General features: G+C 57.7%; 20 protein-coding genes. 11 read left to right on the plus strand and 9 right to left on the minus strand.

Features of this window, described 5'->3' with window-relative positions; translation table 11 throughout:
• The coding region (locus JWS10_RS12795) for a hypothetical protein (protein ID WP_299507991.1) at nucleotides 1-380 on the minus strand (380 nt) is incomplete at its 3' end.
• Between JWS10_RS12795 and JWS10_RS12800 the strand changes: the two genes are divergently transcribed.
• The 9 genes from JWS10_RS12800 to JWS10_RS12840 all read left to right on the plus strand — a co-directional run bounded on the left by JWS10_RS12800 (nucleotide 375) and on the right by JWS10_RS12840 (nucleotide 13645).
• Nucleotides 375-8177: a glucoamylase family protein gene (locus tag JWS10_RS12800; RefSeq protein ID WP_299507993.1), complete on the plus strand. Its 7803-nt coding sequence runs from the start codon at nucleotides 375-377 to the stop codon at nucleotides 8175-8177. The genes JWS10_RS12795 and JWS10_RS12800 overlap by 6 nt on opposite strands.
• Nucleotides 8178-8475: 298 nt before the next feature.
• Nucleotides 8476-8646, plus strand: a complete 171-nt coding sequence (locus tag JWS10_RS12805) for a hypothetical protein (protein WP_299507995.1) — start codon at nucleotides 8476-8478, stop codon at nucleotides 8644-8646.
• Nucleotides 8647-8868: 222 nt separating this feature from the next.
• Nucleotides 8869-9483 (plus strand): ribonuclease H-like domain-containing protein, encoded by a 615-nt coding sequence (locus JWS10_RS12810; RefSeq protein ID WP_299477904.1) that lies wholly within the window; start codon nucleotides 8869-8871, stop codon nucleotides 9481-9483.
• Nucleotides 9464-10471, plus strand: a complete 1008-nt coding sequence (locus JWS10_RS12815) for a KpsF/GutQ family sugar-phosphate isomerase (RefSeq protein ID WP_299507997.1) — start codon at nucleotides 9464-9466, stop codon at nucleotides 10469-10471. Before JWS10_RS12810 ends, JWS10_RS12815 begins: the two co-directional genes overlap by 20 nt.
• The gene (locus JWS10_RS12820; RefSeq protein ID WP_299507999.1) at nucleotides 10471-11073 is read left to right on the plus strand and encodes a hypothetical protein; all 603 of its coding nucleotides are present in this window, start codon (nucleotides 10471-10473) and stop codon (nucleotides 11071-11073) included. Before JWS10_RS12815 ends, JWS10_RS12820 begins: the two co-directional genes overlap by 1 nt.
• 12 nt (nucleotides 11074-11085) lie before the next feature.
• A complete protein-coding gene (lptA, locus tag JWS10_RS12825) occupies nucleotides 11086-11574 on the plus strand; it encodes a lipopolysaccharide transport periplasmic protein LptA (RefSeq protein WP_366943541.1) in 489 nt (162 codons plus the stop codon).
• Nucleotides 11574-12341, plus strand: a complete 768-nt coding sequence (gene lptB, locus JWS10_RS12830) for an LPS export ABC transporter ATP-binding protein (RefSeq protein WP_299477913.1) — start codon at nucleotides 11574-11576, stop codon at nucleotides 12339-12341. The genes lptA and lptB overlap by 1 nt, the downstream gene beginning before the upstream one ends.
• A gap of 224 nt (nucleotides 12342-12565) precedes the next feature.
• The gene (gene raiA / locus JWS10_RS12835) at nucleotides 12566-13141 is read left to right on the plus strand and encodes a ribosome-associated translation inhibitor RaiA (protein ID WP_299477916.1); all 576 of its coding nucleotides are present in this window, start codon (nucleotides 12566-12568) and stop codon (nucleotides 13139-13141) included.
• A 36-nt stretch (nucleotides 13142-13177) separates the two neighbouring features.
• Nucleotides 13178-13645 (plus strand): PTS sugar transporter subunit IIA, encoded by a 468-nt coding sequence (locus JWS10_RS12840; RefSeq protein ID WP_299477919.1) that lies wholly within the window; start codon nucleotides 13178-13180, stop codon nucleotides 13643-13645.
• Here JWS10_RS12840 and JWS10_RS12845 read toward each other — a convergent pair.
• The 8 genes from JWS10_RS12845 to cysQ form a co-directional block, all read right to left on the minus strand.
• Entirely contained in the window at nucleotides 13642-15036 is a 1395-nt protein-coding gene (locus JWS10_RS12845; RefSeq protein ID WP_299508001.1) for a nodulation protein NodH, read from the minus strand. The two genes, JWS10_RS12840 and JWS10_RS12845, sit on opposite strands and share 4 nt — an antisense overlap.
• Before the next feature lies 1 nt (nucleotide 15037).
• Complete coding sequence (locus JWS10_RS12850) at nucleotides 15038-16735, minus strand: beta-1,6-N-acetylglucosaminyltransferase (protein WP_299508002.1); 1698 nt, start codon at nucleotides 16733-16735, stop codon at nucleotides 15038-15040.
• A complete protein-coding gene (locus tag JWS10_RS12855; protein ID WP_299508004.1) occupies nucleotides 16732-17742 on the minus strand; it encodes a glycosyltransferase family 2 protein in 1011 nt (336 codons plus the stop codon). The genes JWS10_RS12850 and JWS10_RS12855 overlap by 4 nt, the downstream gene beginning before the upstream one ends.
• Nucleotides 17743-17785: 43 nt before the next feature.
• Entirely contained in the window at nucleotides 17786-18892 is a 1107-nt protein-coding gene (locus tag JWS10_RS12860; protein ID WP_299508006.1) for a glycosyltransferase family 1 protein, read from the minus strand.
• A gap of 63 nt (nucleotides 18893-18955) precedes the next feature.
• Nucleotides 18956-19849, minus strand: coding sequence for a UTP--glucose-1-phosphate uridylyltransferase GalU (gene galU, locus JWS10_RS12865; RefSeq protein ID WP_299508008.1), 894 nt, complete (start codon nucleotides 19847-19849; stop codon nucleotides 18956-18958).
• 168 nt (nucleotides 19850-20017) lie between these two features.
• Complete coding sequence (locus tag JWS10_RS12870; RefSeq protein WP_299508010.1) at nucleotides 20018-21262, minus strand: glycosyltransferase; 1245 nt, start codon at nucleotides 21260-21262, stop codon at nucleotides 20018-20020.
• On the minus strand, nucleotides 21259-22047 hold the full coding sequence (locus JWS10_RS12875; protein ID WP_299508012.1) for a manno-octulosonate cytidylyltransferase: 789 nt from the start codon (nucleotides 22045-22047) through the stop codon (nucleotides 21259-21261). Before JWS10_RS12875 ends, JWS10_RS12870 begins: the two co-directional genes overlap by 4 nt.
• Entirely contained in the window at nucleotides 22044-22838 is a 795-nt protein-coding gene (gene cysQ / locus JWS10_RS12880) for a 3'(2'),5'-bisphosphate nucleotidase CysQ (protein ID WP_299508014.1), read from the minus strand. Before cysQ ends, JWS10_RS12875 begins: the two co-directional genes overlap by 4 nt.
• A gap of 136 nt (nucleotides 22839-22974) precedes the next feature.
• On the opposite strand from cysQ, the gene JWS10_RS12885 reads away from it, so the two are divergent.
• Together JWS10_RS12885 and dnaK are read left to right on the plus strand one after the other, a co-directional pair.
• Nucleotides 22975-23796 carry an ABC transporter permease gene (locus JWS10_RS12885; protein ID WP_299508016.1) on the plus strand — a complete coding sequence of 274 codons (822 nt, stop codon included), beginning with the start codon at nucleotides 22975-22977 and terminating at the stop codon, nucleotides 23794-23796.
• Nucleotides 23797-24143: 347 nt separating this feature from the next.
• Complete coding sequence (dnaK, locus tag JWS10_RS12890) at nucleotides 24144-26051, plus strand: molecular chaperone DnaK (RefSeq protein ID WP_299477950.1); 1908 nt, start codon at nucleotides 24144-24146, stop codon at nucleotides 26049-26051.
• Nucleotides 26052-26065: the final 14 nt, after the last annotated feature.

A 26065-nucleotide genomic window follows, 5' to 3' on the forward strand; every position in this document is an offset into this window, starting at 1 on the left:
TTCAGGTATTGCTCGAAGCGTATCGTCGGAGTGCCGATGTAGCCCAGCGCGGCGATGCAGTGCCGCCTGCCGCCGAATGGTTGCTCGACAACTTTCACCTTGTTGAGCTGCAACTGCACGAAATAACCGAAGATTTGCCACCGGGTTTTTATCGGCAACTGCCGAAGCTCGCAGAAGGCCACCTGGCTGGCTATCCAAGGGTGATCTCGCTGGCTTGGGCTTATATTGCCCATACCGACAGTTTGATTTCTGAACAGGTATTGCGCCGCTTTGTCCGAGCGTACCAGAAGGTTACGCCGCTTAAAATCGGCGAACTGTGGGCCGTTGCGATCAGCTTGCGCATTGTGCTGGTCGAGAACATGCGGCGGCTTGCGGTGCAAATTCTCGAAGCCCAGAACTTACGGTCTGAGGCAGATGCACTGGTCGACAGTGTCATTGACAACGACGCAGGCGCGGTGCCGCTCCATTTGGCGGTGGCCAAGTATGATGCGGCCCAGCTGCAAGAAATATTCGCGGCTCAGGTGGCGCGGCGGTTGCGTGGTTACGATCCGGTGGAGACGGCGCTGCATGGTTGGCTTGAAGATCGTTTGCGCAGACAGCATTCATCGGTTGGGGAAGTGGTGGCGCGGGCGCTTAGTCGGCAAGGCGCATCGAATGTCACCATGCGCAATATCGTCACCTCGATGCGGGTTATATCAGAGCTGGACTGGGCCGACTTCTTTGAGGATGTCAGTCTGGTAGATGCTCGTTTGCGGGCATCGTCGGATTTTGGCGCGATGGATTTTGCCACGCGCAATGCTTACCGCAATGCAATTGAGGATCTTTCGCGGCATAGCCCGCATGACGAGCTTTCCGTGACGGATGCTGTGCTGCTGTTTGCGTCATCTGGCGAAACAGACCGGGAACGCGACCCTGGTTACGGTTTGGTTGGGCCGGGTCAGGCGGCGCTTAAGGCGGCGGTTGGCTATCGGCCGGGTTTAAAGCTTCGGATGTTTGAAATGGTCGCGCGCTGGGGATTGCGCAGCTATCTGACCGCTATCACTGTGGTGATGCTTTTGGTGGTTTGGCTTGCGCTTGCCGGAACCGGGGTTGCGGGTTGGCTGGTACTGCCGCTTGGTTTGCTGGCATTGTTGCCCGCCAGCGATACGGCGACCGCTTTGGTCAATCATATCATCTCGCGCATTGTTCCGCCGAGGGTTTTACCGGGGATGCGGCTCGCCGATGGAGTGCCGGACGATTTGCGCACTCTGGTCGCGGTGCCAGTGCTGCTGGCGAATGAATGTGCTATGCTAGAGCAGATTGAACAGTTGGAGGTTCACCATCTGGCGAGTGTTGGCGGCGCGGTACATTACGCGCTGCTGTCGGATGCCCAAGACGCCGACACCGAAACCCTGCCGTTGGATGCCGGCCTGATCGCCTTGGCCGAAGACGCCATCGCCCGGCTTAACCGGCGATACCCAATGCAGGACGGTCAGCGGTTTCTGTTGCTGCACCGGAGGCGGATGTGGAATGCGTCCGAAGGCAAGTGGATGGGTTGGGAGCGTAAACGCGGCAAGCTGCACGAGTTGAACCAATTGCTACGTGGTGCAACCGACACCAGTTTCGTCACCGGGCTTGATGCGGTGCCGCAGGGCGTGCGCTATGTCATCACATTGGACGGCGACACGCGCCTACCGCGCGACACGTTGCGGGCGCTGCTTGGTAAGATGGCGCATCCGATGAACCGGCCTCGGTTCGATGCTAAAGTGGGCCGGGTGGTCGAAGGTCACGGCATTTTGCAGCCGCGTGTGACGCCTGCCTTGCCGATTGGCAGCGAGGGTTCGATTTATCAGCGGATATACTCGAGCGCGGGTGGGATTGAGCCTTATGCGGCGGCGATTTCCGAGGTGTATCAAGACCTGTTCGATGAGGGATCGTTTACCGGCAAGGGCATTTACGACGTTGATGCCTTTATGGCAGCGATGGAAGGCCGTGTGCCGGAAAATACCATGCTGAGCCACGATCTGTTTGAGGGGATTTTCGCGCGGGCGGCATTGGCCTCGGATATCGAAGTGATCGAGGATTTTCCGGCGCGGATGGATGTCGCGTCGAAGCGTCAGCATCGTTGGGTGCGCGGTGATTGGCAGTTGCTGCCGTGGCTGCGCGGCTCAAGCGTTCCCGCAGTCGGACGCTGGAAGATGTTGGATAATTTGCGCCGGTCTTTGGTGGCTCCGTTCGCTTTGGCGGCGTTGCTGGTTGGCTGGATGATGCCATTGCCGATGGCTTTCGGGTGGACGTTGTTCGTGGTGGCGATGATGGCGCTGCCGCGGTTGTTGGGGCTGCCTCATGCGATTTTGCCGAAACGGGCGGGGCTAAGCCCGGCGGCGCATTACGCGGCTTTGGGTCGTGACGCGGTGGTGGCGTTGCAGCAGATCGGGCTGAACGTGTTGTTTCTGGCGGATCAGGCTTGGTTGATGGGCGATGCGATCGTGCGCACCGGCTATCGGTTGGGGGTGAGCCGCAAACATTTGCTAGAGTGGGTGACGGCGGCGCAATCGGCGGCCGGTGGCAGGCCAGGCGTGTTGGGGCAATACCGGGAGATGTGGGGCGGCGTGGCGATTGGGCTGGGCGCGGTGGTGCTGGCGTGGTGGGCGAACCCGAGCGCTTGGCCGTTGCTGGTGGCGTTTGGGCTAATCTGGGCATGCGCGCCGCTGGTCGCTTGGCAGATCAGCCGTCCCTATATCGCCCAGCGCGCAGGCGTCTTGTCTGTCGCTGATGTGCAGTCTTTCCGGCTGATTGCGCGGCGGACGTGGCGGTTCTTTGAAACCTTCGTGACCGAGACGCAAAACTATCTGCCGCCGGATAATTTTCAGGAAATCCCGAAGCCTGTGGTGGCGCATCGCACCTCGCCGACCAATATCGGGCTGTATTTGCTGTCTACGGTCGCTGCCCGCGATATGGGGTGGATCGCCGAGAACGATGCGCTGCTGCGGCTTGAGCAGACCTTGGCGACGATGGGCCGGATGCAGCGGTTTCGCGGCCATTTCTACAACTGGTATGACACGCTCGATCTGCGCGTGCTGGACCCGCCTTATGTATCTTCGGTCGATAGTGGCAACCTCGCCGGGCATCTGCTGTGCGTGGCGCAGTCTTGCCGAGAATGGGCTCAACACGTGCCGTCGGACCCGGGCCTGGTTGATGGCTTGCGCGATGCAGCGGAATTGGCCGTGCTGGCGCAAACAGGAACTCAGAAGTCGCGACCAGCGCTGGAGGCTTTGCTCGCTGCATTGTCTGTTGATCCGCTGGGCAATCTGAGCGCGGTCGCCGCCGCAGCGCATAGCGAAAGCATTGAAGCGGAAGGCCCCGGTTCGGAAGCTGCGTTTTGGACGGCTGCGATTGTGCAGCGTCTGGAGCAGGTGCCCGCTAACCCAGAGGGGCGGACGGACCGGCTGATTGCCATTGCCTTGGCGGCAGATCGGTTCGCAGATGAGATGAATTTCGCCTTCCTGCTGAACCCAGAAAAGAAGCTGCTTTCCATTGGATTCTCTGTGACAACCAATACTTTGGACAGCAATTGCTACGATCTTTTGGCATCTGAGGCGCGTCTGGCCAGCTTGTTTGCTATCGCCAAGAAAGATGTTGAGACGAAACACTGGTTCCGGCTGGGGCGGGCGGCCACTCCGATTGGCAGCGGTGCGGCTTTGATCTCGTGGTCGGGGTCGATGTTTGAGTATCTTATGCCTTCGTTGGTGATGCGGGCGCCGGAAGGGTCGGTCTTGGCGCAAACCAATGCGCTGATCGTCGAGCGGCAACAGGCTTATGGCCGCGCGATGGGGATTCCGTGGGGTATATCGGAGTCCGCCTACAACGCGCGCGATCTTGAGATGACTTATCAATACTCAAACTTCGGTGTGCCGGGGCTGGGCCTCAAGCGCGGCCTGAGTGAGAACAAGGTGATTGCGCCCTATGCCACCGGTTTGGCGTCAATGGTCGATCCTGCCGGAGCCCTGGCGAACTATCGCAAACTGACCGCAATGGGAGCCGAGGGGCGCTACGGGTATTACGAGGCGGTGGATTTCACGCCGCAGCGGGTGCCGGAAGATGAGGAAATGGTGATTGTGCGCAGCTTTATGGCGCATCATCAGGGTATGACCATCACGGCCATTGCCAATGTCGTGCAGAACGGCAGCCTGCGCGCGCGTTTCCACGCGGTGCCAATGGTGCAGGCGGTTGATCTGCTGTTGCAAGAGCGTATCCCGCGCGAAGTTGCTGCGGCCGCACCCCATGCCGAGGAGGTCAAGGTCAGCGCGGCAGTTCCGCTAGACGCGCCGAAAGTTCGCCGATTTGACAATCCGGCGGCCGCCCCTGCAACCGCGCATTTGCTGTCGAATGGTCAATATGGCGTTGTGTTGACGCCAACCGGCGCGGGTTATAGCCGTTGGCGCGACATTGCGGTGACCCGCTGGCGCGGTGATCCGACAGTAGATGGTTTCGGCTCGTTTCTGTATTTGCGCGACGTGCAAAGTAAGGAAAGCTGGTCGTCGGGCGTGCAGCCAAGTGGGACGGCCGCCGATCAATATAGTGCGGTGTTCAGCGAGCATCAGGCAACGTTAAGCTGCCGCGCCCGCACGCTGACCACCACCACCGAAATTGTGGTGTCTGCCGAAGATGATGCCGAAGCTCGGCGCGTGACGTTGACCAACACCGGGCGGCGTGCGCGTGAGATTGACCTGACCTCGTATAACGAACTGGTGCTGGCGCAGCCTTCCGCCGATCTGGCGCACCCGGCGTTCTCGAAAATGTTTGTGGTGACGGACTATCTGCCGGAACTTGGCGTGGTGATTGCGACCCGCCGCCGCCGATCACCCGATGAACCAGAGGTTTGGGCCGCGCATATTGCGGTCGTCGAAGGCGATGAAACCGCGCCGATGCAGTACGAGACTGACCGGGCGCGGTTTATTGGGCGCGGCGGATCACTTAGCAAACCAGCGATGTCCGATGCGCCGCTGTCGGGCACGACGGGGACAGTGTTGGACCCGATATTCTCGATCCGCCGCAGGGTTACAGTTCCGCCGGGTGGTATGGTGCGGGTAACGTTTTGGACGATGATCGCCGAAAACCCGACCGCTTTGCTGGAGTTGGTGGACCGCCACCGCGATGCCTCGGCCTTTGAACGAGCCAGCACCTTGGCCTGGACCCAAACGCAAGTGCATCTGCGCCATCTGGGTATTTCGAACAATGAGGCCACTGATTTCCAAGAGCTTGCGGGCTTTATCCTGCGCGCTGATCCGCGTTTGCGAATTACCTCTGGCCGAATGATCGCTGGCGCTGGGCCGCAATCAGGTCTGTGGCAATTCGGGATTTCGGGCGATTTGCCGATCGTGTTGATGATTATTGACGATACCGAAGATTTGGAACAGGTGCGCCAAATCCTAGCTGCGCATGAATACTGGCGGGCGCGGCAGTTGGCGGTTGATCTGGTGGTGCTGAACGAACGCTCGGCGTCGTATGTTCAGGATTTGAAGATAGGTATTGAGGCTGCGGTGCGGACTGTGCAAAGCCGTCCCCGCGCGGCGGGCACTGCTCAGGGCAGCATCTACGCGTTGCGCTCGGATCTGGTCAGCGCTGAGGCCCGCGCCTTGCTGCTGTCAGTCGCCCGGGTGGTTCTGATCGCAAGCCGCGGCAATATCGGTCAACAGCTTGACACGTTGCAGACGCCTGTCGTCGTTACAGTGCCGAACTTGCCGACGGTTACAGACACCACGCCTGCCGCAATGACCCCCTCGCTGGAGTTTTTCAATGGCTTCGGCGGGTTTGATGCAGCGGGCCGGGAATACGTCACAGTGCTGCGCGATGGTGCGACCACGCCCGCGCCATGGGTGAACGTGGTGGCTAATCCGTCATTTGGATTTATCACTTCTGCCGAAGGGGCTGGCCCGGTGTGGGCCGAGAACAGCCGCGAGAACCAATTGACGCCGTGGTCGAACGATCCGGTCACCGATCAGGCGGGCGAGGCGATTTATCTGCGCGACCTGGACAGCGGCGCGTTGTGGACCCCAACAGCTTTGCCAATGCGCGGGAATGGCACCTATATTGCGCGGCACGGCTTTGGTTACAGCCGTTTTGAACATGCGGCCTATGGCATTGAAGCGGAGATGGTGCAGACGGTGCCGCTCGACGACCCGGTTCGCATCACCCGTCTGACGTTGCGCAACACCTCTGACCGGGTGCGTCGGATATCCGTCACCTCTTATGCGGAATGGGTGATGGGGCCGTCTCGCACCGCGACGGCGGCGGTTTTGACCACCGAGCTTGACCCTGAAACAGGCGCGTTGATGGCGCGCAATCCGTTTGGCATGGCATTTCCGGGACGGGTCGCGTTTGCGGATATTGGGCCGGATGTGTCCGGATTTACCAGCAACCGCGCCGAGGTTTTGGGGGCTGGCGGTGATTTGGCCGACCCGCGCGGTCTGCGTGGGCAAGTTTTGTCTGGCTGGGTCGGTGCGGGCGTGGACCCCTGCGCCGCACAACAGCGGATCGTGACGCTTGCGGCTGGGCAGAGCGTGGAGCTGCGCTTGCTGTTGGGGCAGGCCAAGCGGATTGAGGACGCCCGCGACTTGATCAAGCGGTATCGCGAGATTGATCTCGATGAGATGCAGTCAGGTATTGGCGCGCATTGGGATTCGATACTGGGTGCGGTGCAGGTCAAGACGCCGGATCGCTCGTTGGATATTCTGCTGAACGGCTGGCTGCTGTATCAGACGCTTGCCTGTCGGATTTGGGCGCGGGCCGGGTTTTATCAAGCCAGCGGCGCGTATGGTTTTCGCGATCAGTTGCAAGACGGCATGGCGCTGACCTTCACCAAGCCCGAGATGACACGTGAGCATCTCCTGCGGGCAGCGGGACGACAGTTTCCCGAAGGCGATGTGCAGCACTGGTGGTTGCCGCATTCGGGTCAGGGCGTGCGGACGCGGATTTCGGATGATCGGGTGTGGCTGGGGTTTGGCGTGGCGCGCTACGTCGCGATCACCGGCGACACCGCTGTGCTGGACGAACAAGTCCCGTTTCTGGAAGGCCCGCCGGTGCCGCATGGCGCGCATGACAATTTCTTCTTGCCGACCATATCGCAGCAAACCGCCAGTCTGTTTGAACATTGCGCGCGCGGCATGGACATGGCGATTGCGATGACCGGTGAGAACGGCTTGCCGCTGATCGGCACCGGCGACTGGAATGACGGGATGAACCGGGTGGGCGAGGATGGTCGTGGCACCAGCGTCTGGCTCGGGTGGTTGCTGATTGCGACGGTTGATATGCTGGCGCCTTTGGCCGACAGCCGCGATCCGGTGAGGGCGGCACATTGGCGCAACCATGCCAAAGCGGTGCGCGCCGCGATTGAGAGCATCGCTTGGGATGGCGCGTGGTATCGGCGCGGTACGTTTGACGATGGGACTTGGCTGGGATCGTCCGAGTCAGACGAGTGCAAGATCGACAGCATTGCGCAATCGTGGTCGGTTTTGTCCGGCGCGGGCGAGGCTGGGCGCGCAGCCAAGGCCATGGAATCGGTCGAGCAACATTTGGTCCGGCACAATCCCGATGTGGCTTTGCTGTTCACGCCGCCGTTTGACCATACCCCACACGATCCGGGTTATATCAAAGGCTATCCGCCGGGTTTGCGTGAAAACGGCGGGCAATACAGCCACGCCGCGATGTGGGCGGTGTTGGCTTATGCGCGACTGGGTCAGGGCGACAAGGCGGCGGCATTGTTCGCCTTGTTGAACCCGATCAACCATGCGCTGACCACTGAGTCTGCAGAGCGATACAAGGGTGAGCCCTATGTGATCGCAGCGGATGTCTATTCCACCGCGCCACATGAAGGCCGGGCGGGGTGGTCATGGTATACTGGCTCTGCAGGCTGGATGTATCGGGCTGGAGTGGAAGGCATATTGGGGTTGTCGCGTGAGAAAGATGAACTGGTTCTGGACCCCAGCATTCCGGCAGACTGGCCCGGCGTCTCAATAACGGTGAAACTTGGCGGGGCTGAGGTGCAGATTGAGGTCGTCAACCTTTGGAGGGCGGGCCGAGGCATCAGCCAAACCGAGATGGACGGGGTTGTTACTTTGCATGAGGGCGGTGCGTTCCGTCTTCGTCTGCGCGATGGTCAGATGAAACTCCGCGTGATCCTTGGCTCCGCGCAATAAGCGGTGGTTTGGCCAAAGGTATGGCGGCGGTGGTGGGGCGCGTCGAGTTCGCTCGCTTTCGCTCGATGGTCGCGTATGCGCGCTTTGAAGCGGCCCGAAGCGGCGAACCTGTGCGATCAGTCGCGTAAAAAAGTTGACGTGGTGGAACCAAAGCGGTCGTGGTGCATTTGCCTTACAGCAGAGCAAGCTACCCTGTCTTTATCTGCTTGATGTGTGCGCATCCCCCCGCACAAACATCACGCCGGGATGGCCCAAAGCCGTCCCGGCTTTTTCATCGCCATCGTGAAAGGTGTATCACATGAACAGCCAGCCCTTTGCCGCGTATGATCCCAACGACCTGCCCGGCAATCCCCCTCTCCCCGATCCGGGCCCAGACAACACTCCCGGTCCCGAAATCCCGCCAGACAATCCTGTGGAAGTTCCAGATTTGGACCCGCCAGAGATTAATGTGCCACCGATGGCTGGCTGAAGGCTGGACCATCCGGAGTTTCGACCGGGCCTGCGATTGCGCAGGCCCGTTGCTTGCAAAACCCACTGTCAATCGTGCTTTGAACTTTCAGAAGAATTTTAGCCGTGCCGGCCGTTGTCAGAACGCCGCCACAACCTGCCGAATCGCGGCATTTTGGCTGCGGGCGTTGACCCTTTGCCAACACAGGGCTAATTCGAGATATCCCCTGTAAGGAATACGCACTTGGCCATTCATCTATACCAACACGACCTGCCCGCTGGATTGAAACTCGGCCGGGTTGTGGCCATTGATACCGAGACGATGGGGCTGAACCCGATGCGGGATCGGTTGTGTCTGGTGCAACTTTCGTCGGGCGATGGCAACGCGCATCTGGTGCAGATCGGCAAGGGGCAAAAATCGGCGCCAAACTTGGAGGCCCTGTTAACCGACCCAGACGTGATCAAGCTGTTTCATTTTGGTCGTTTCGATGTGGCGGCAATGAAGCAGGCGTTTGGCGTGACGACTGCTCCGGTGTGGTGCACGAAGATTGCGGCGAAATTGATCCGCACTTTTACCGACCGTCATGGGCTGAAATATCTGCTGAATGAGCTGGTCGGGGTTGATGTGTCGAAGCAACAGCAAACCTCCGACTGGGGTTCGGTGACGCTGACGGATGCGCAGAAGGAATATGCGGCGTCGGACGTGTTGTATCTGCACAAGCTGAAGGCGGCGTTAGAGGCACTTCTGATCCGTGAAGATCGTTTGGATCTGGCGCAGCGTTGCTTTGATTTCCTGCCCACACGCGCCGAGCTGGACCTTTTGGGATGGGACGAGCCGAATGACCTTTTCCACCATTGAGAAGGTCACCGCTGATCAGCAAGTCGCTCAGTTGGGTGCCAGTGATCTGCTAGCGGCAGGGCGACGGGTGATCCGGCGTGAGGCCGAAGCTTTGTTGATCTTGGCTGATCATCTGGGGCCAAGTTTCGCGCAGGCGGCTGATCTGATTATGGCGGCTCAGGGCCGTGTGATCGTCTCGGGGATGGGGAAATCGGGACATGTCGCGCGCAAGATCGCAGCGACTTTGGCCAGCACCGGGACGCCTGCGCATTTCGTGCATCCCGGTGAGGCCAGCCACGGCGATCTGGGAATGTTGACCAAGGGTGATGTGGCGCTGGCGCTGTCGAACTCGGGTGAGACGGTGGAACTGGCTGATATCATTGCGCATACCCGGCGATTTGGTATCCCGCTGATCGCGGTGGCGTCGCGCGCGGATAGCACGTTGGTGCGGCAAGCCGATGTTGCCATCCTGCTGCCGGATGCGCCGGAGGCTTGCGAGACGGGGATTGTGCCTACGACATCCACCACGATGATGCTGGCGTTGGGCGATGCGTTGGCGATTGCGCTGATGGAGCATCGCGCCTTCACACCCGAACATTTCCGCCTGTTCCATCCCGGTGGCAAGCTGGGTGCAAAGCTGCTGAAAGTGCGCGATCTGATGCACAGCGATCTGCCGCTGATTGATGCGGCCAGCCCGATGACCGAGGCGTTGCTGGTGATCAGCCAGAAGGGTTTCGGCGTGGTTGGGGTGACTGAGGCTGGGGCTTTGGTCGGCATCATCACCGATGGCGATTTGCGACGGCATATGGATGGGCTGCTGTTGCTGGATGCGGGGGCCGTGATGACCAAAGCGCCGCGCACCGTAGCACCGGATGCTTTGGCCGAGGTTGCACTTGCGGCGATGAATGATCGAAAGATCACCTGTCTGTTCGCGGTGGACCCTGCGAAGCCGCTCCAGCCGGTTGGCATCGTGCATATCCATGATTGCCTGCGTGCAGGGGTGATCTGATGGCGATTCCGCGACGCGATCTGTGGCATACTCGGCTGGTTTCGGTGCTGAAGGTGCTCTTGCCGCTGATCGCCTTGGTGCTGCTTTCGACATTGTTTTTGTTCTCACGCAAGATCAACCCCGAGGATGCGATCCCTTATGCGACGGTCGATGTGGCAGATAGGCTGCGTGATCCGAAGATGACAGATGCGGGGTTTGCCGGGATGACGTCGGATGGGGCATCGCTGACAGTGACGGCGAATGAGGCTAAACCGACGGCGGCGGGTGGTACGATGAAGCGCGTTCTGGGCACGCTGCAAACCCCAGATGGCGCGAAAACCGAACTGGTCTCGAACGATCTGGCGCTGGATACGGCCACGAAGGTGATCGAACTGAGCAATGGGGCGGAGTTACAGTCGCCGACGGGCTATCTGATACAGGCGCAGGGCTTTGGTGTGGCTACCGCCAATACTCGTGTGGAAAGCCGTGGTCCAATCAATGCCACGGGGCCGGGTGGGCAGTTGACGGCCGATCATATGCTGCTTTCGAAACAAGGTGGGGCCGGGCCATATCTTCTGGTTTTCAACGGTAAGGTCAGGCTGCTATACCAGCCAAACAGATGACAGGATTTTCCAATGCTGATGCGTAGTATCGCTTGCTCGATTGTGCTGGTGTTTGGCCTTGCGCAAACCGCTTTGGCTCAAGCTTCGGTAGCGTTTGGCGGGCTGAAGGCCGACCCCACCGCGCAGGTTGAGATGAACGCGGATACGCTGACGGTGAACCAAGCCGATGGCACCGCGGTATTTTCTGGCAATGTCGTGGTAAGTCAGGGCGCAATGAAGCTGTCGGCCAATGAAGTGCGCGTGGCTTACGGCGCTGATAAAACCAGCATCGAAACGCTGTATGCTACGGGCAACGTCTTGCTGGTCAACGCCAGTGATGCAGCAAAGGGCGATACCGCGGTTTATACCATTGCCTCGGGAGAAGTGGTGATGACGGGCAATGTGCTGGTGACCCAAGGTCAAGCGGCGATGTCGGCGGAGAAAATGGTGATCGATCTGAAAACCGGCATGGGAAGAATGGAGGGTCGGGTAAAGACCACCTTCGTGCCGGGGAAGAAGTAATGGCTGATCAGCCTCAGCCTTTATTGACCGTTTCTGCGAGTGAGACCGGCCTCTCAATTCAGCACATCCGCAAAAGCTATAAACGCCGCCCGGTGATCCGTGATGTGTCGTTGCATCTGAACCGGGGTGAGGTTGTGGCTTTGCTCGGCCCGAATGGCAGCGGCAAGACCACAACATTCTACGCTATCGCTGGCTTGGTTACGCCCGAAAGCGGGCAGGTGATGATTGATGGACGGGACGTCACCTCGTTGCCAATGTATCGCCGCGCGCAACTTGGCATCGGCTATTTGCCGCAGGAAGTTTCGATCTTCCGGGGTCTGTCGGTTGAGAATAACATTCTCGCCGTGTTGGAAATCCGTGAGCCTGACCGGCACAAGCGGCGTGAACGGTTGGAGGAACTGCTGTCGGAGTTCTCTATCACGCACCTGCGGGCTGCGCCTGCGCTGGCCCTGTCGGGGGGCGAGCGCCGCCGAGTTGAAATCGCGCGTTGCCTAGCGGCTGACCCGAAATATCTGCTGCTCGATGAACCTTTTGCCGGGGTTGATCCGATTGCCGTCAGCGAAATTCGCCATCTGGTGCATGATCTGAAATCGCGTGGTATCGGCGTGCTGATCACTGACCATAATGTGCGCGAAACTTTGGAGATCGTCGACCGTGCTTACATCCTGCACGATGGCGTGGTGCTGAAAACCGGCACGACCGAAGAAATCGTCAAAGACGAAATGGTGCGCAGGGTCTATCTCGGCGAAAACTTCCGCATCATCTAGCGCATGTTTAACAATGGCGTGACAGCGGTGTTGACAAGTGCCCCTACGCATCCCCAAATGTTAAGGATGCGAGCCCATTGCGCCTTGCCGAAGCAGACTGAAGCGGCCTTCGAAAGGCCCCGCCACTGTTGGCGACTGGTCTCGTTAACCACCTGTAAACTAAAGCTAGTCAACCCTTCCGTGTGTTGCGGAAGCCTGTGACTTTATGCGTAAAAGGAGGCATTATGCGCTATCAGATCAGCGGAAAACAAATCGACATCGGTGAGGCTTTGCAGACGCACGTAAAGTCTGAATTGGGCGAGGTTATTGAGAAATATGCTCAGCGTCCGACCGAAGCCGTCATCGTATTTTCCAAATCGGCGCATGAGTTCGTCTGCGAATCGGTTATCCACCTTTCGACCGGCCTGAACGCCCAAGCCAAGGGTCACGCGACCGAGATTTACGCGGCATTCGAGTCGTGCCGTGAGAAAATGGACAAGCAGTTGCGGCGTTATAAGCGGCGTATCCGCAACCATCACCACAGCCGTCCGGTGCCTGTTGAATTCGGCGAAGGCTCGTCTTATATCCTCGCTCCATCTGAAGAGCCGGAAGACGACGACAACGGAGTTGCGCAGCCGATCATTATTGCCGAGATGGAAGCCAAAATTCCGTCGATCACCGTGGGTGAGGCCGTGATGCAGCTAGAGCTAACCAGTCAGAAGTTTTTGGTGTTTCGGAATGAAGGACATGCGGGCGTAAACGTCGTATACCGTCGCGATGATGGCAATATCGGCTGGATCGACCCGCGCAACACCAAATAACGTAGCCTCTCGGGGCGCGGAAGGACGAGACGTCGGATGGACCTTTCTAAACTGCTGATACCGGGAGCGGTCCGGGTTCTTGGCCAACTGACCAGCAAAAAGCGCCTTTTCCAAGAATTGGGAGAGGTGACTTTTCAAGCGTACGGGCTTGCCTCGGCGATTGTCGTTGACGGTTTGCAGGAACGCGAAAGCCTTGGGCCGACTGGTGTGGGCAACGGCATTGCGTTGCCACATGCGCGACTGGAAGAAATTGAGAAGATTTTCGGCGTTTTTATCCGGCTGGAAAAGCCGCTGGATTACGAAAGCGTCGATCGCCAACCAGTCGATCTGGTATTTGGGTTGTTTGCGCCGAAGGACTCTGGGGTTGAGCATTTGAAGGCGCTTGCATTGGTTTCCCGCACAATGCGGGATCCGTCGATTTGCGCAAAGCTGCGCGCCAACACCGACCCTGATAAGCTCTATGCGATCCTAACGGCGGCAAGGACACCGCAGGCAGCGGCCTAGGCCCAATCGCGAAAGCCGAAACCTTCGTAATCACGCCAATATGCCTCACGCGCGGCGGCCTCGATATCGGGGCCGTATAGTTGCGCCAAGGGATGCGGGTGTTTGTCAGCGACAAGCGGCAAAGGCTTGGCTTCTATGCCGAGATCGCCGCAAAGCTGCGCCAAACCTTGCGTCAGGCGATCTTCCCGTAGCAGCAGATCTGGGCTTTGAACCTGCGCGAAGCCTTGGATCACAGCGCCTTGCGAGGCGATTTGCGACATCACGCGCAACTCTGTGCGCCCTGCGAGAACGTGCTTGATGAGTTCAAGGAACACCAAAAAGCCGGCGCGGAAGTGTTCGGCCGACTCGAAAGCCTGGCCCTTCGGCGGCATTTGAAATTTGTGCACGCGCTTGAGATAGGGCCGCAGTTCTGGCATCCACTCCTTCGCGGTATAGTCGCACCACGCGGTATAGGCCCGCGCCAACGGATGCCGCAGCACGGTGAAACTGCGCTGCCCCGGATGCGCCGCTTTCCATTTGCGCAAAGACTGACGATCAAGTCCTAGCAGCAGTGGACCATAGCTTTGCAGCCATTTTTTCAGCTGCGCCTCGGGCCCGGATTTGATCGGCATGAACAGCAGATCGACCCCCTCGGACACCACATACTGCGCCACAGCGGCCAGACGACGCGGTTCGAAATTGGGCACATGGCTTTGGTTGAACCAATCGACCGAGGCAAGACCTTGCTGCATCTCCAGCGGGTTAGAGACTTTTTCCGCAATCGCCTCGGGGTTTTGCTTTTTGAAGCGGAAGTCCAGCGCCTGAAGCCGCGCGGGCGTACCTAGATAAGCCGCCAGCCCATTGAGCACATCAAGATCGCGTATGTCTTCGTAATCGATATAGTAGGCGGTCTGGCCAGTGGTTTGCAGAGCATGAACCAGCTTACGCTGAAACTGCTGAATTTGCTCTGTCCGAGCAGTGAATTCTGCCAGATCAAAACGGGGCCGCACGGTTTTCAGGTGCTTTGTGTTGGCCATCCACCACTGATCGCTTTCAATCGCAATCTTCCAGCTGATAAAGCTTTCCAGCTGGTTGCGCGTCAGGATGATCTTGGCGCAAGCAGGGTCGGCCATCACCAGATCGAATACGCGAGGGTCGTGATCAGAGAAATAGCGAAAGCCCGCGAGCCCTTTTGTCTGCGCCCGCATCGCACGCAGAAAGCCCGCAGGGTCGGCGTCACGCCCGGCCATATTGATGCCGAACATTTCTTGCTTGCCTTCGCCGCCGATCAAATACGGATTGAACGTCTCTCCATGACAGGTGATGCCGTCAATCTGATTCAGATTGGCTTCCAGGAAATTCGAACCGGTGCGCATTTCTGCGAAAATCACAAACGAGCTAAATGGGGTCACTTCATTTCACCAGGTAAGGGCGGCCACGCCGCGACGTCGAGGGACGCGGATCATCGCCGGTCGGAAAATCGCCCATCAGCACGGGCTGCATGCCTTGGTTACGCAAGTTTTGCAGAAACTGGCCAAAGCCTGTCAGATCGGCCAAACGCGGCGCTTCGGTCAAACGGCGCATCGCGCGCGGGCTAATTTCATCGACGCTGGTTTGCAGCGGCTCCATCGGGTTTTCAACAAATTCTGCCAGTGACCAAGTGCGGACGCGGGCTTTCACCCAGGGCTTGCGCAATTGCAGCAGAAACTCTGCTTCGATCTTTTGAAGCCGTGCAGCATCGCGGCGAATCTCACCAAAGTTGCTATTCGCGCGGAATAGTGGAATCGCCCAAGCGCCCGAAATCACCGAGATTTGCGCGTTCGGATCGCCTGCGATGAATTGGATCAATGCTTGATTGTCGGCTGGACCGAACTGGAAGCACTGCCGCTCTCCGCGGGTGTTCCAGATCAGGTTGGTGAGGAACGAAGTCGGGTTGTAATCGCGAATGGCGGCGGAATCGCAAACAGCGCCATTATAGATTTTTTCACCGCCAGCAAACTCAATGCGGTTCTCGGCAAAGATATGGCCATGAACCCTGGTGCCAGTGGCCTTGCCCAGCCATGTTTCAAAATTCTCAAACAGATCGGCGAAGCCTTCAAACACCGAATAAGGCGCTGCGGTACGACCGTTTTCCCAGTTTTCATTCGGGTGCCGTGACTGCATGTAAAGGCCGGGGCGCCCCTTGGTGCGGCGCTCTACGGCTTTGGCGAACAGTCGATCAATCTTCCCCGGATTGGGCTCTGCCGCGGTTTGGCTGCCAGTGTCATCCGCCAAAAAGGTTTTATACAATTTGTCGGCATGTGGCCAAATTTTTCGAGCGACAAAGCAATCTGACCTGCGCAGTAGTTGCAGATGATCGTCGTAGAATATGTGCGGTTTGCCCTGAAAATCGAACTTCGACAACGTCAGCGAACGGCTTTCGACATTGGCTGACACCTGCCGCACCAAAGTTTGAAAATAGCTTTCGTCCGGTATCCAGACCCGGCGGAAATAGCGGTCAATCTCAGTGCGTTCGGGATTTTCCAAGATCGCCGACAACGTTTGCCGGGTCAGGCACCACCATTGGCTGCCCAAATGCGGCACGACCCCTGGCGGGATGCGGCGGCGAAAACCAAGCTTGCGTTGCAGCCGGACATAGCCGTCAAACATCCGGCGTTTCTTGCGCCAGCTGAACGGGAAGCGCAGCGTAAAACGCTCTACGTCGAGGCCGCCGATGGTCCAGCCGACATCTTCCGTTGTCACGGATTCAATGAAATCCGTGCGCGGGCGCTCGGCCAAATAGGCGATCATTTCCTCCACTGGGCGCAGTGGCAGACAGGAGCCCGAGGCGAGATAGACGTGCCGCACCTGCGGAAAATCACGCAGCATAATCGTGGAGGCTTCCTGCGTCGCAGCTACGATGCCCCAAGTGCCCCATTCACATGCGTGTCGGCCCGAAAACCGGATATTTTCAAGGCTAGACATGGCCTTGACCAAACCATCGTAAGCCTTGCGCTTGACGCGCCGATCAACGTGGATCACCACCGGGCAATCGCGCAGGGCCCAGTGCCGTGCCACCTGTGCGGCGCGATCTAAGGCGGTGTGGCACAGCATAACGACGCCAACCGTCATGCCCAGTTACCCTTTGACATCAGACCTAGGATCTCAAGTTGACGCCAATTGATATATTTCTCGCTCCACTTGCACCACAGATCAGGCTGAGTGCTAAGGCCCGCCCGATACGCCCGGTATTCGTGACTGTTGGCGTAATGCTGACGCCGCTGCATCTCTTCCTCGGCTTTATGGGCAAAGGTATCGAGAAACTTAGCGTGTAGCAGGCAGCCAGAGGCTTTTTCACCGCCCCATTCGTCATAAACCTGGTTAAGCCCGCGCGGCAGCAGCGAGTGAGTCGACGACACATACGCGTAATCGCGATCCCATTTTACCAATGGGATCTTGTTTAAGGCAGGCGCACGCTCGGGAAGATCTTGGAAGAACATGCGCAGCCGAGGCCCGCCCTGTATCCACAAATTGCCGAATTTCTTGTTGCGGTGGATGATGTAATTGCCGGAATCAAAGTACGGGGCGACTTCAAACGGGTCTTGCCCCTCGATGTAAGGTGCGAGATCGAACGGGCCTTTCGGGTACATATCCAGCAGCATCGCCGAGAACGATTTGATCGAAGACGCGTCCAGCCAATCGGTCAGCGCACGCAACGGCCGGGTATCACAGAACGGATAAACAAAAAACTCGTCTGGATCGACAATAAGCGCCCAGTGGCCGTGCGCATACTTATTTTGCAACCAGTTCAGCCAATCCACCCCGAACCGGGCGCGCTTGTAGCTGTGGCTGGTGGTCCAAAGGGAAACATCGGGCTGGGCCTGAAGATACTCGCGGCTACCATCATCGCTGCTATTGTCCACGATTATGAAATGATTGACGCCTAAATCGCGGTAGTAACGCAAGAAATACGGCAACCGAACCCGCTCGTTCCGCAAGGTCGAGAACAGCAGGATATGATCGGAAGCGATGAGGTTTGTACGATCGACAATGCCGCGCAGTTCTCGACGCTTACGAAAAGCGCGAAAACGCCAGCGCTTACGCGCCAGACGCAGCATATATTGTGAGAATGCGCTCAATATTACACTTTCACTGGCCACACCACTGACGCGGTCCGGGGTATCACATCGTACTTAACACAATCTTGAAATGCTCCGCCCAATTTGGCGGAACAATAGCCTGTCTATTTGTTTGATCAGCATTGCGCAGCCGATCTATTGTTTCGATCCAAGAATAACTGTCTGCGACGTCAAGGTAAACTGCGAACTCTCCCAGAAGCTCTTGAAACACCGGCAAAGTTGAGGTGATCACGGGCGTGCCAAGGGCTGCGGCTTCAAGCGCGGGTATGCCAAAGCCTTCCGCGTAGCTGGGAAACAGCAATCCTTGTGCGCCTTGTAACAGAAAGGCGATTTGGCCGTCGTTCAGACCGGGACATTCCTGAACGCGCGCGCCGGGTTTCAATGAGTCCAGCCGCGCTATTACGGATTCATTCGACCATCCACGCCCACCCAAGATTAACAAATTCGGCGGGTCGGGCATTTGCGCCCACAAATCGAGCAGAAAACCATGATTTTTGCGCGGCTCTATCGTTCCCAGCGTCACAAAGTACCGGCCTGCGGGCTTTTCGATTGCGATCATTTGCGCCACCGGCACGCCCAGATTGGCGGTGACGCCGGGCGGAATACGCCCCATCAGGTCCAACTGAGCCTCTGTCTGCAAGCGCGTCGTGTGGGCGGTGTGAATGATAAGATCCGCAAACTTCGCAACAATCTGCATTTTGCGGCGGAAAGGTTCGACACTGTCAGGGCGCGCGAACTCTGGGTAATCCAGCGGAATTGTATCGTGCACAACGACCGCGATTTTCAAACCGGCGCTTCGAATTTCGCTCAGGCTACGGTGATCCAGATTGGCGTGGCCCGTATTGAAATAACTGGCACCGGGCGGCAAATGACGCCCTAGCAAGCGCGCCAATCCCCGCTTGGTGCAGCGGGCCATTGCCAAACGGCGCAGCGCTGCCTCGGCTCGACCGCGCGCGAGGTCACGTCGCCAAGCGATACGGCCAATCAGGTCATTGCGCGTCAGATCAATGTTGCCATCGCGCAAAGCCGTCATCGCCGCGCGGTCCAGCAACAAAAACCCCGCAGCTGTGCGCACCAGCCCGAAAAATGGCATGTCGAGCCGCAAAAAATGATCGAGATAGGCGTATTCGACTCGGTCCACGCCAGTCATCGGCCCCTTTCCCAAACGCGACATAAGCCGCGTCAGGTCAAGGAGCCGTGCTGGAACCACTGGTTACTGAGCCGCCTTTTGCAGCGCAATCATGTCGTTCAGATATGCGCCAAACTCATCGCGCAGATCGGGGCGCGCCAAGCCGAAAGCTACCGTCGCTTGCAAGAAACCCGCCTTCGAGCCGCAGTCATAGCGCTGACCTCGGAAGCGATAACCATAGACGTCGCCAGTTTTTGTTTCTTCGGCAATGGCATCGGTCAACTGAATCTCGCCGCCCGCGCCCTGTTTCATATTGTTAAGATTGCTCAGCACCTTAGGAGTCAGAATGTAGCGGCCAATTACCGCCAAATTCGATGGAGCATCTTCGGCTTTGGGCTTTTCAACCATGCCCTTGGCCTTGACGATAGCGCCCATATCCTCGGCAATATCCAGAACACCGTAGGACGATGCCTTGTGGGGCGGCACTTCCATTGCGGCAACCATGTTGCCGCCCGTTTGCTCATAGGCTTCGATCATTTGCTGCAAGCAGGGCTTTTCAGCGGCGATGACGTCGTCGGGCAGAAGCACGGCAAACGGCTCGTCCCCAATCAGACGGCGCGCGCACCATACCGCATGGCCCAGACCCAGCGGACGGGTTTGGCGCAGATAGGCGATGGCACCCGAGTCCATGTTGGTTTCTTTAAGAACTTCCAACAGATCCTCTTTGCCAGCCTTGCGCAGGGCGCTTTCAAGCTCGGGCGAGTGATCAAAATAATCCTCAAGTGCCGACTTGCCGCGCGAGGTTACGAAGATGAACTCTTTGATCCCCGCCGCACGTGCCTCATCAATCGCGTATTGGATCAACGGCCGGTCTACCAGCGTCATGATCTCTTTCGGGATAGACTTGGTTGCCGGCAAGAAACGTGTGCCCATACCTGCGACTGGGAATACCGCTTTGGTGACTTTCTTGATTTTCATATTGCCATTCTTTCGCACTACGCCAGATTTTCTAGCAAATTACACACTACCACAGGGAAGCTAGCCAAGAATCTGTTAGCCTAATGCGATAGCTTATCTTGCAGGAAGATAGCACATAATCCAGTCCGTCAATGGGGGGAAATTTGCACTCAGCCTGCCAATTTCGGCCTAAAACTGCCTAATAGGACGGAACCGTTTCAATCGAGCAGTTTCATCGGTGACGCGCTTTCGAAATGAAATCCAACGAAAACGTGGACTTTCGCGGTCAGAGCGACCAAAAATACCGCCTGTTTGCAGCCAGTAGCCTTCAGGTTGAAAGCTCATCTTATGCGGGCGGGCAGTGGGGCTGAAAACGAAAACTGTGGTAATCGTGTCGCTGCTGGCCGCTGCCTGAGCAAGCAGACGCCGCTTTTGCCAAAACCGTCCCGCAAGAACTTTACCAAGGCGCGGACCTGTTTTCAGCAGGCGCAACGCCGTGTTGGTGCTGGTCAGCGGCGGAAGATCCGTCAAAGGGCGCGTAAGCCCTTCGGCCCAGCCTTGGGTCATGCTGCCCAACAAAGCAAGTTCCGCCTGCGCGTTGATGCGACCGGCGCGGCGATGCTGGGCGATACGCGCGGATTCCCGCAAAGACAGAGATGTTAATGCGACGGTTACATCCGCCAGCGGCGCGTGACGGCGCAGGAATAATGCAGTGCTCGCGGCGATATCTTGCAGATTTAGCGGTACTCGATTTGCGGCGCGGCGGGGGCTGGCAAAATAACCATGATGCACCTGCGCGTCGGGGACAATCGCTGTGAGGCCCATCCCCGCCATGCGCAGGTTGACATCTGCCTCGTCCAAAAAGAACCGATAAGCCGGATCGAAACCACCTATTCGCAGCAGTACATCGCGCCGAAACGCGCAGTTGGTGCCTTGGGTTTTCACCGCACGCTGCCGGGTGCTTGCAAGCAGCGTGGTTTGGCTAATTTCCAACGGGTGATCTTGGCCAAACTGATCAACCTCGCAGGCCCGCCATTGGTAAGAGATCCCATTGCGTGCGCGGATAAAACCAGTGCTGGCAATAACGCGCGGATCGGTGAACGGAGCCACCAGTCGCTTGGCCCAAGTGGGTTCGGCGACCGCGTCGTCATCTATAAACGCCACAATCGTCGCTGCGGCCAGTGCAATGCCTGCGTTTCGGGCGGCGCTGATATTGGCTTCATCAAACATGACACATTTCAGCGATAGGCCAAGCGCCTGCACCTGCACGATAGCCTCTGGGTCAGCCACGACGATCAGTTCAAGCTGGGAATGGTCCTGATGGGTGAGCGCCAAAATACAGCGCAGCAGCGCTGCCGGACGATGGCGACTGACGACGATAACGCTGACCGGGATGACGCTGACCGGGATACCGGCGTCGGGCAAATCCGTCATGCCATGGCAGCCAGCGCGGCCTCAATCACGGGTACGTCTGAGGGGTTGTTGAGCTCCCAAAACGCTAGCCCGCGTCCATCGACTTGCACGCACAGAACTTGGCGGCCGTTTTCAAGGAAGCGGAGTTGTTCCAGTCCCTCAAGCATCTCCAGCGGTCCAACGTGCCAACTTGGATAGGCCGCAAGCGCTGCGGGACGATAGGCGTAGACGCCGACGTGATGGAAAACCGGAGTGGACTCGCTGTCGGCATAAACCCGGTTGGTAAAGGGAATCACCTCTTTTGAAAAGTACAGCCCGCGCATGCCAGTCCCAAAAACCGCTGTGGTGCCGCCTACCCTACCTGCACGACGATCCGCCAGGAAACCATTCAGCGCCCGACCGTCACAGCGCAACACAGGCGTGGCAATGTCAGCCTCGGGTGCGGCGTACAGACCCGCTATCAATTCTTCCACGAACCATGCAGGCGTCAGTGGTGCGTCGCCTTGCAAGTTCACAATAACATCATAGCCGGGCAGCAGGGCCGCCACCTCTGCACAACGCTCGGTGCCATTTAACGCGGTAGAGGAGGTCATAATCACCTCTGCACCAAAGCTCGAAGCGTGGTCGCGAATACGCACGTCATCGGTCGCAATGACCACCCGAGCGATACCGCGCACCGCCATAGCGGCCTGCCAGGACCGCCTTATCAAGGTCTTCTCGCCATCCGGGCCTTTCAGCGAAACCAAGGGCTTGCCCGGATATCGCGCGCTGGCATAGCGGGCCGGGATGACGAGAAGTACGCTCATTTTTGCAAGGTCACGCCGGGGGCGTAAGCGATGAAAAACGGGTTATCCCAGCCGTTTTTTCCATAGGCCAAAGGCGTGTGATCATCGAAGCGCACGACATGGCCGCCCGCCCCGCGCAGCACGGCATCGCCCGCCGCGGTATCCCATTCCATCGTGCGGCCCAGACGTGGATAAAGATCAGCCTCGCCTGACGCTACCAGACAAAACTTCAAGCTGGAGCCCGCGGATTTCATGTCTTTGTAAGCGTATTTGGCGATGTAAGCATCGGTTGCTGCATCGCGGTGAGACTTAGAGGCCACCACCATTAAGGCCGCATTGTCAGGCTTGGAGACGGACAAGGGTGTTACCGGCCCAACCGTATCCTTGGCGAATGCTCCGGTTTCTTCAACCGTCACCCCATCCGCCTGCGTATAGAACAGTCGGCCCTGTGCCGGCGCATAGACCACCCCCCGCAATGGCACACCGTTCTCAACATAAGCAATATTCACCGTAAAATCGCCACGCCGCTGCACGAATTCTTTCGTGCCGTCCAGCGGGTCAACGATGAGAAAAGTAGACGCCGTCAATGCATGACTGTCGGCCTGCTCTTCGGTGATGAGTACCACATCGGGAAACTCTGCGCGCAGCCCAGCCGAGATGATCGCATCGGCGGCTTCATCAGCTTCCGTGACCGGGCTGGCATCGGATTTCGACTTCACCTCAAAATCCGGGCCGTTGTAGACCTGCATGATGCGGTCGCCCGCTTCCAGTGCCAGACGGCGGATGACGGGGATCAGATGGTCAAAGTTCATAGGCTCTCCTAACAATCACGTAATGCACCTGCCGTGATGTTGATTAATACACACCGCGCCTTTATCATCGGTTGCAAAGGGAACAGCAAGATTTCCTGTGCTATAAGGGGCGGTGCCCAGAATGAGGTTGTGGTAAATGTTTCGCCCAGAATTCAAACGAACGCCGTTGACCAGCGGCTTCGGCATGTTGGAACTGATTTTTCATGCAGCGGTGCGTCATGTGCGCAAACAGCATCATAATGCGGTTGTCGGGTTGTTGATGAGCATCGTCCAGTCCGTGCTGATGGTGGTGATCATGGTGTTCATGTTCGACCTTCTGGGTCTGCGCGGCGCGGCGCTGCGCGGTGATTTCGTGCTGTATATCATGTCTGGGGTGTTCAATTTTGCCACACACTCCAAGACCCTCACCGCCGTGTCGAAGTCCGACGGGCCGACCTCGGCGATGATGAAGCATTCACCAATGAATACCATTGTGGCCATCGCATCGGCAGCTTTAGGTGCGCTATATTTGCAAACCTTGTCAGCGGCGGTAATCCTGTTCTTCTACCATGCGCTGTGGACGCCAATCGTCATTTACGACCCGGTGCCGGTCATTGGCATTTATCTGCTGTCCTGGGCGTCGGGCATTGGCGTCGGTATGATTTTCAAAGCCGCAACGCCTTGGCAGCCCGAATTTTTTAGCATCGCAACCTCAATTTATGCCCGCGCTAACATGATTTTTTCCGGCAAAATGTTTCTAGCCAACACAATACCTGCTGGCCGCTTGCACTTTTACACTTGGAACCCACTGTTTCACTCTATTGACCAGACGCGGGGCTATATGTTTCAGAACTATCACCCGCATAACAGCTCGATCGAATACACCATTTGGGTGACTTTCATCCTGATCATCATCGGATTGATGGGTGAAAATTTCACTCGTAAGTATGCTTCGCTCAGTTGGAATGCGGGTCGATAGGCGAGGGACCATAATGAATTCCCACGGCCTGAAAGCCGCGGCAATCGGGGAGTCCCGCCGCTGTTTTTCAGCGCGTGACGTAATCATCTGCGGTCAAGGGCTGGGCCGCGCTGCCGTCATTTAGCCATTTGTGGCGCCCAAAATCGCACCCTCAAATCGAATGCCGCGATTTTTCCACTCATTCATCTGGTTTTCTGCCTCATGCAACGCTTGCAGGGTCAAATCAGCCTGCCTATATACGCCCAGAAGCCGGGAACGGGCAGCAGCTCTTCCGGTCTCATGGGATCGGGACGGAATGCCTGCTTGGGTTCCGCACCACAACATCGCCGAAGGAAAGGGACCTACTTATGGCCAAAGTCATTGGGATTGACCTCGGGACGACCAACTCTTGCGTCGCCATCATGGACGGCTCGCAGCCCCGGATCATCGAAAACTCGGAAGGCGCGCGCACTACGCCGTCTATCGTTGCCTACACCGAAACCGAACGTCTGGTCGGGCAGGCTGCAAAACGGCAGGCTGTCACGAACGCCAGCAACACAATCTTCGCCGTCAAGCGCCTGATCGGTCGTCGGCATGATGATCCTGTGATCATCAAAGATCAAAAGAACATGCCGTATAAAATCGTCAACGGCGGCAATGGCGATGCGTGGGTCGAAGTGCGCGGTGAGAAATATTCTCCGGCGCAGGTTTCGGCCGTCATCTTGCAAAAGATGAAAGAAACCGCTGAGAGCTATCTGGGTGAAAGCGTCACCCAAGCGGTGATCACGGTGCCTGCCTACTTCAACGACGCTCAGCGCCAAGCCACAAAAGACGCGGGCCGCATCGCTGGCCTCGAAGTGTTGCGCATTATCAACGAGCCGACCGCAGCCGCTTTGGCCTACGGTCTGGACAAAAAAGAAGCGCGCACCATCGCGGTCTACGACCTTGGCGGCGGTACGTTCGACATCACCATTCTGGAAATTGACGACGGTTTGTTCGAGGTGAAATCCACCAACGGCGACACTTTCCTTGGTGGCGAAGACTTCGATATGCGCATCGTCAATTACTTGGCGGATGAGTTCAAGAAAGAGCACGGCGTTGACTTGTCGCTCGACAAGATGGCGCTGCAACGTCTGAAAGAAGCTGCCGAGAAAGCAAAGATCGAGCTTTCTTCCTCGACTCAGACTGAAATCAACCAGCCGTTCATCTCGATGGACAAAAACACCGGCCAACCGTTGCACTTGGTGGTCAAGCTGACCCGTGCCAAGCTGGAATCTCTGGTCGATGATCTGGTTAAAAAGTCGATGAAGCCTTGCGCTGCTGCGTTGAAAGACGCTGGCATCTCTATCGGCGACATTGATGAGGTTGTTCTGGTCGGCGGTATGACCCGGATGCCACGCGTTCTGGAAGAAGTAACCAAGTTCTTCGGCAAAGAGCCGCATAAGGGTGTGAACCCTGATGAGGTTGTGGCTGCTGGTGCTGCGATCCAAGCAGGTGTTTTGCAGGGCGACGTCAAAGACGTGGTTCTGCTGGACGTGACCCCACTGTCCTTGGGCATCGAAACCCTTGGTGGCGTGTTCACTCGCCTGATTGACCGTAACACCACGATCCCGACCAAAAAGTCGCAGGTGTTCTCGACCGCTGAAGACAACCAAAACGCTGTGACGATTCGCGTCTTCCAAGGTGAACGCGAAATGGCTGCCGACAACAAGATGCTCGGTCAGTTCAACTTGGAAAGCATTCCGCCGGCACCGCGCGGTCTGCCGCAGATCGAGGTTACCTTCGATATCGACGCCAACGGCATCGTGTCGGTGAAAGCCAAAGACAAGGGCACCAACAAAGAGCAAGCGATCACCATTCAAGCCTCGGGCGGTCTGTCCGACGAGGATATTGAGAAAATGGTGAAAGATGCAGAAGCCAACGCCGAAGCCGATAAAGAACGTAAGGAGTTGGTGGAGTCGAAAAATCAGGCCGAAAGCCTGATGCATTCGACCAAACGCTCGCTTGCCGAACACTCAGACAAGGTTGATCCTTCGACTGTCGAAGTGATCGAACTGGCAATGTCGGCGCTTGAAGATGCGTTGACGACTGAAAACGCTGGCAAGATCAAAGGCGGCATCCAAAACCTGACCGAAGCGGCGATGAAGCTGGGCGAGGCTATCTACAAGTCCTCGGCAGACCAAGCCGAAGGCAAGGATGAGGATGAGCAGCGCGGCGTGGATGAGGATATCATTGACGCTGACTTCGAAGATCTCGGGAACAACAAGCGGAAGTAAGCCGCCAGGAACGA

The sequence above is a fragment of the Cypionkella sp. genome, from assembly GCF_028290025.1.
Lineage (GTDB): Bacteria > Pseudomonadota > Alphaproteobacteria > Rhodobacterales > Rhodobacteraceae > Cypionkella.

Bases quoted from the DNA above. Each gene is read 5' to 3' on its own strand.
- raiA (WP_299477916.1), top strand. From the start codon at position 12,566: ATGCGCTATCAGATCAGCGGAAAACAAATCGACATCGGTGAGGCTTTG.
- JWS10_RS12850 (WP_299508002.1), bottom strand. From the start codon at position 16,735: ATGACGGTTGGCGTCGTTATGCTGTGCCACACCGCCTTAGATCGCGCC.
- JWS10_RS12875 (WP_299508012.1), bottom strand. From the start codon at position 22,047: ATGAGCGTACTTCTCGTCATCCCGGCCCGCTATGCCAGCGCGCGATAT.
- galU (WP_299508008.1), bottom strand. From the start codon at position 19,849: ATGAAAATCAAGAAAGTCACCAAAGCGGTATTCCCAGTCGCAGGTATG.
- lptB (WP_299477913.1), top strand. From the start codon at position 11,574: ATGGCTGATCAGCCTCAGCCTTTATTGACCGTTTCTGCGAGTGAGACC.
- JWS10_RS12860 (WP_299508006.1), bottom strand. From the start codon at position 18,892: ATGACTGGCGTGGACCGAGTCGAATACGCCTATCTCGATCATTTTTTG.
- dnaK (WP_299477950.1), top strand. From the start codon at position 24,144: ATGGCCAAAGTCATTGGGATTGACCTCGGGACGACCAACTCTTGCGTC.
- cysQ (WP_299508014.1), bottom strand. From the start codon at position 22,838: ATGAACTTTGACCATCTGATCCCCGTCATCCGCCGTCTGGCACTGGAA.
- JWS10_RS12840 (WP_299477919.1), top strand. From the start codon at position 13,178: ATGGACCTTTCTAAACTGCTGATACCGGGAGCGGTCCGGGTTCTTGGC.
- JWS10_RS12870 (WP_299508010.1), bottom strand. From the start codon at position 21,262: ATGACGGATTTGCCCGACGCCGGTATCCCGGTCAGCGTCATCCCGGTC.
- JWS10_RS12820 (WP_299507999.1), top strand. From the start codon at position 10,471: ATGGCGATTCCGCGACGCGATCTGTGGCATACTCGGCTGGTTTCGGTG.
- JWS10_RS12885 (WP_299508016.1), top strand. From the start codon at position 22,975: ATGTTTCGCCCAGAATTCAAACGAACGCCGTTGACCAGCGGCTTCGGC.
- JWS10_RS12805 (WP_299507995.1), top strand. From the start codon at position 8,476: ATGAACAGCCAGCCCTTTGCCGCGTATGATCCCAACGACCTGCCCGGC.
- JWS10_RS12815 (WP_299507997.1), top strand. From the start codon at position 9,464: ATGACCTTTTCCACCATTGAGAAGGTCACCGCTGATCAGCAAGTCGCT.
- lptA (WP_366943541.1), top strand. From the start codon at position 11,086: ATGCTGATGCGTAGTATCGCTTGCTCGATTGTGCTGGTGTTTGGCCTT.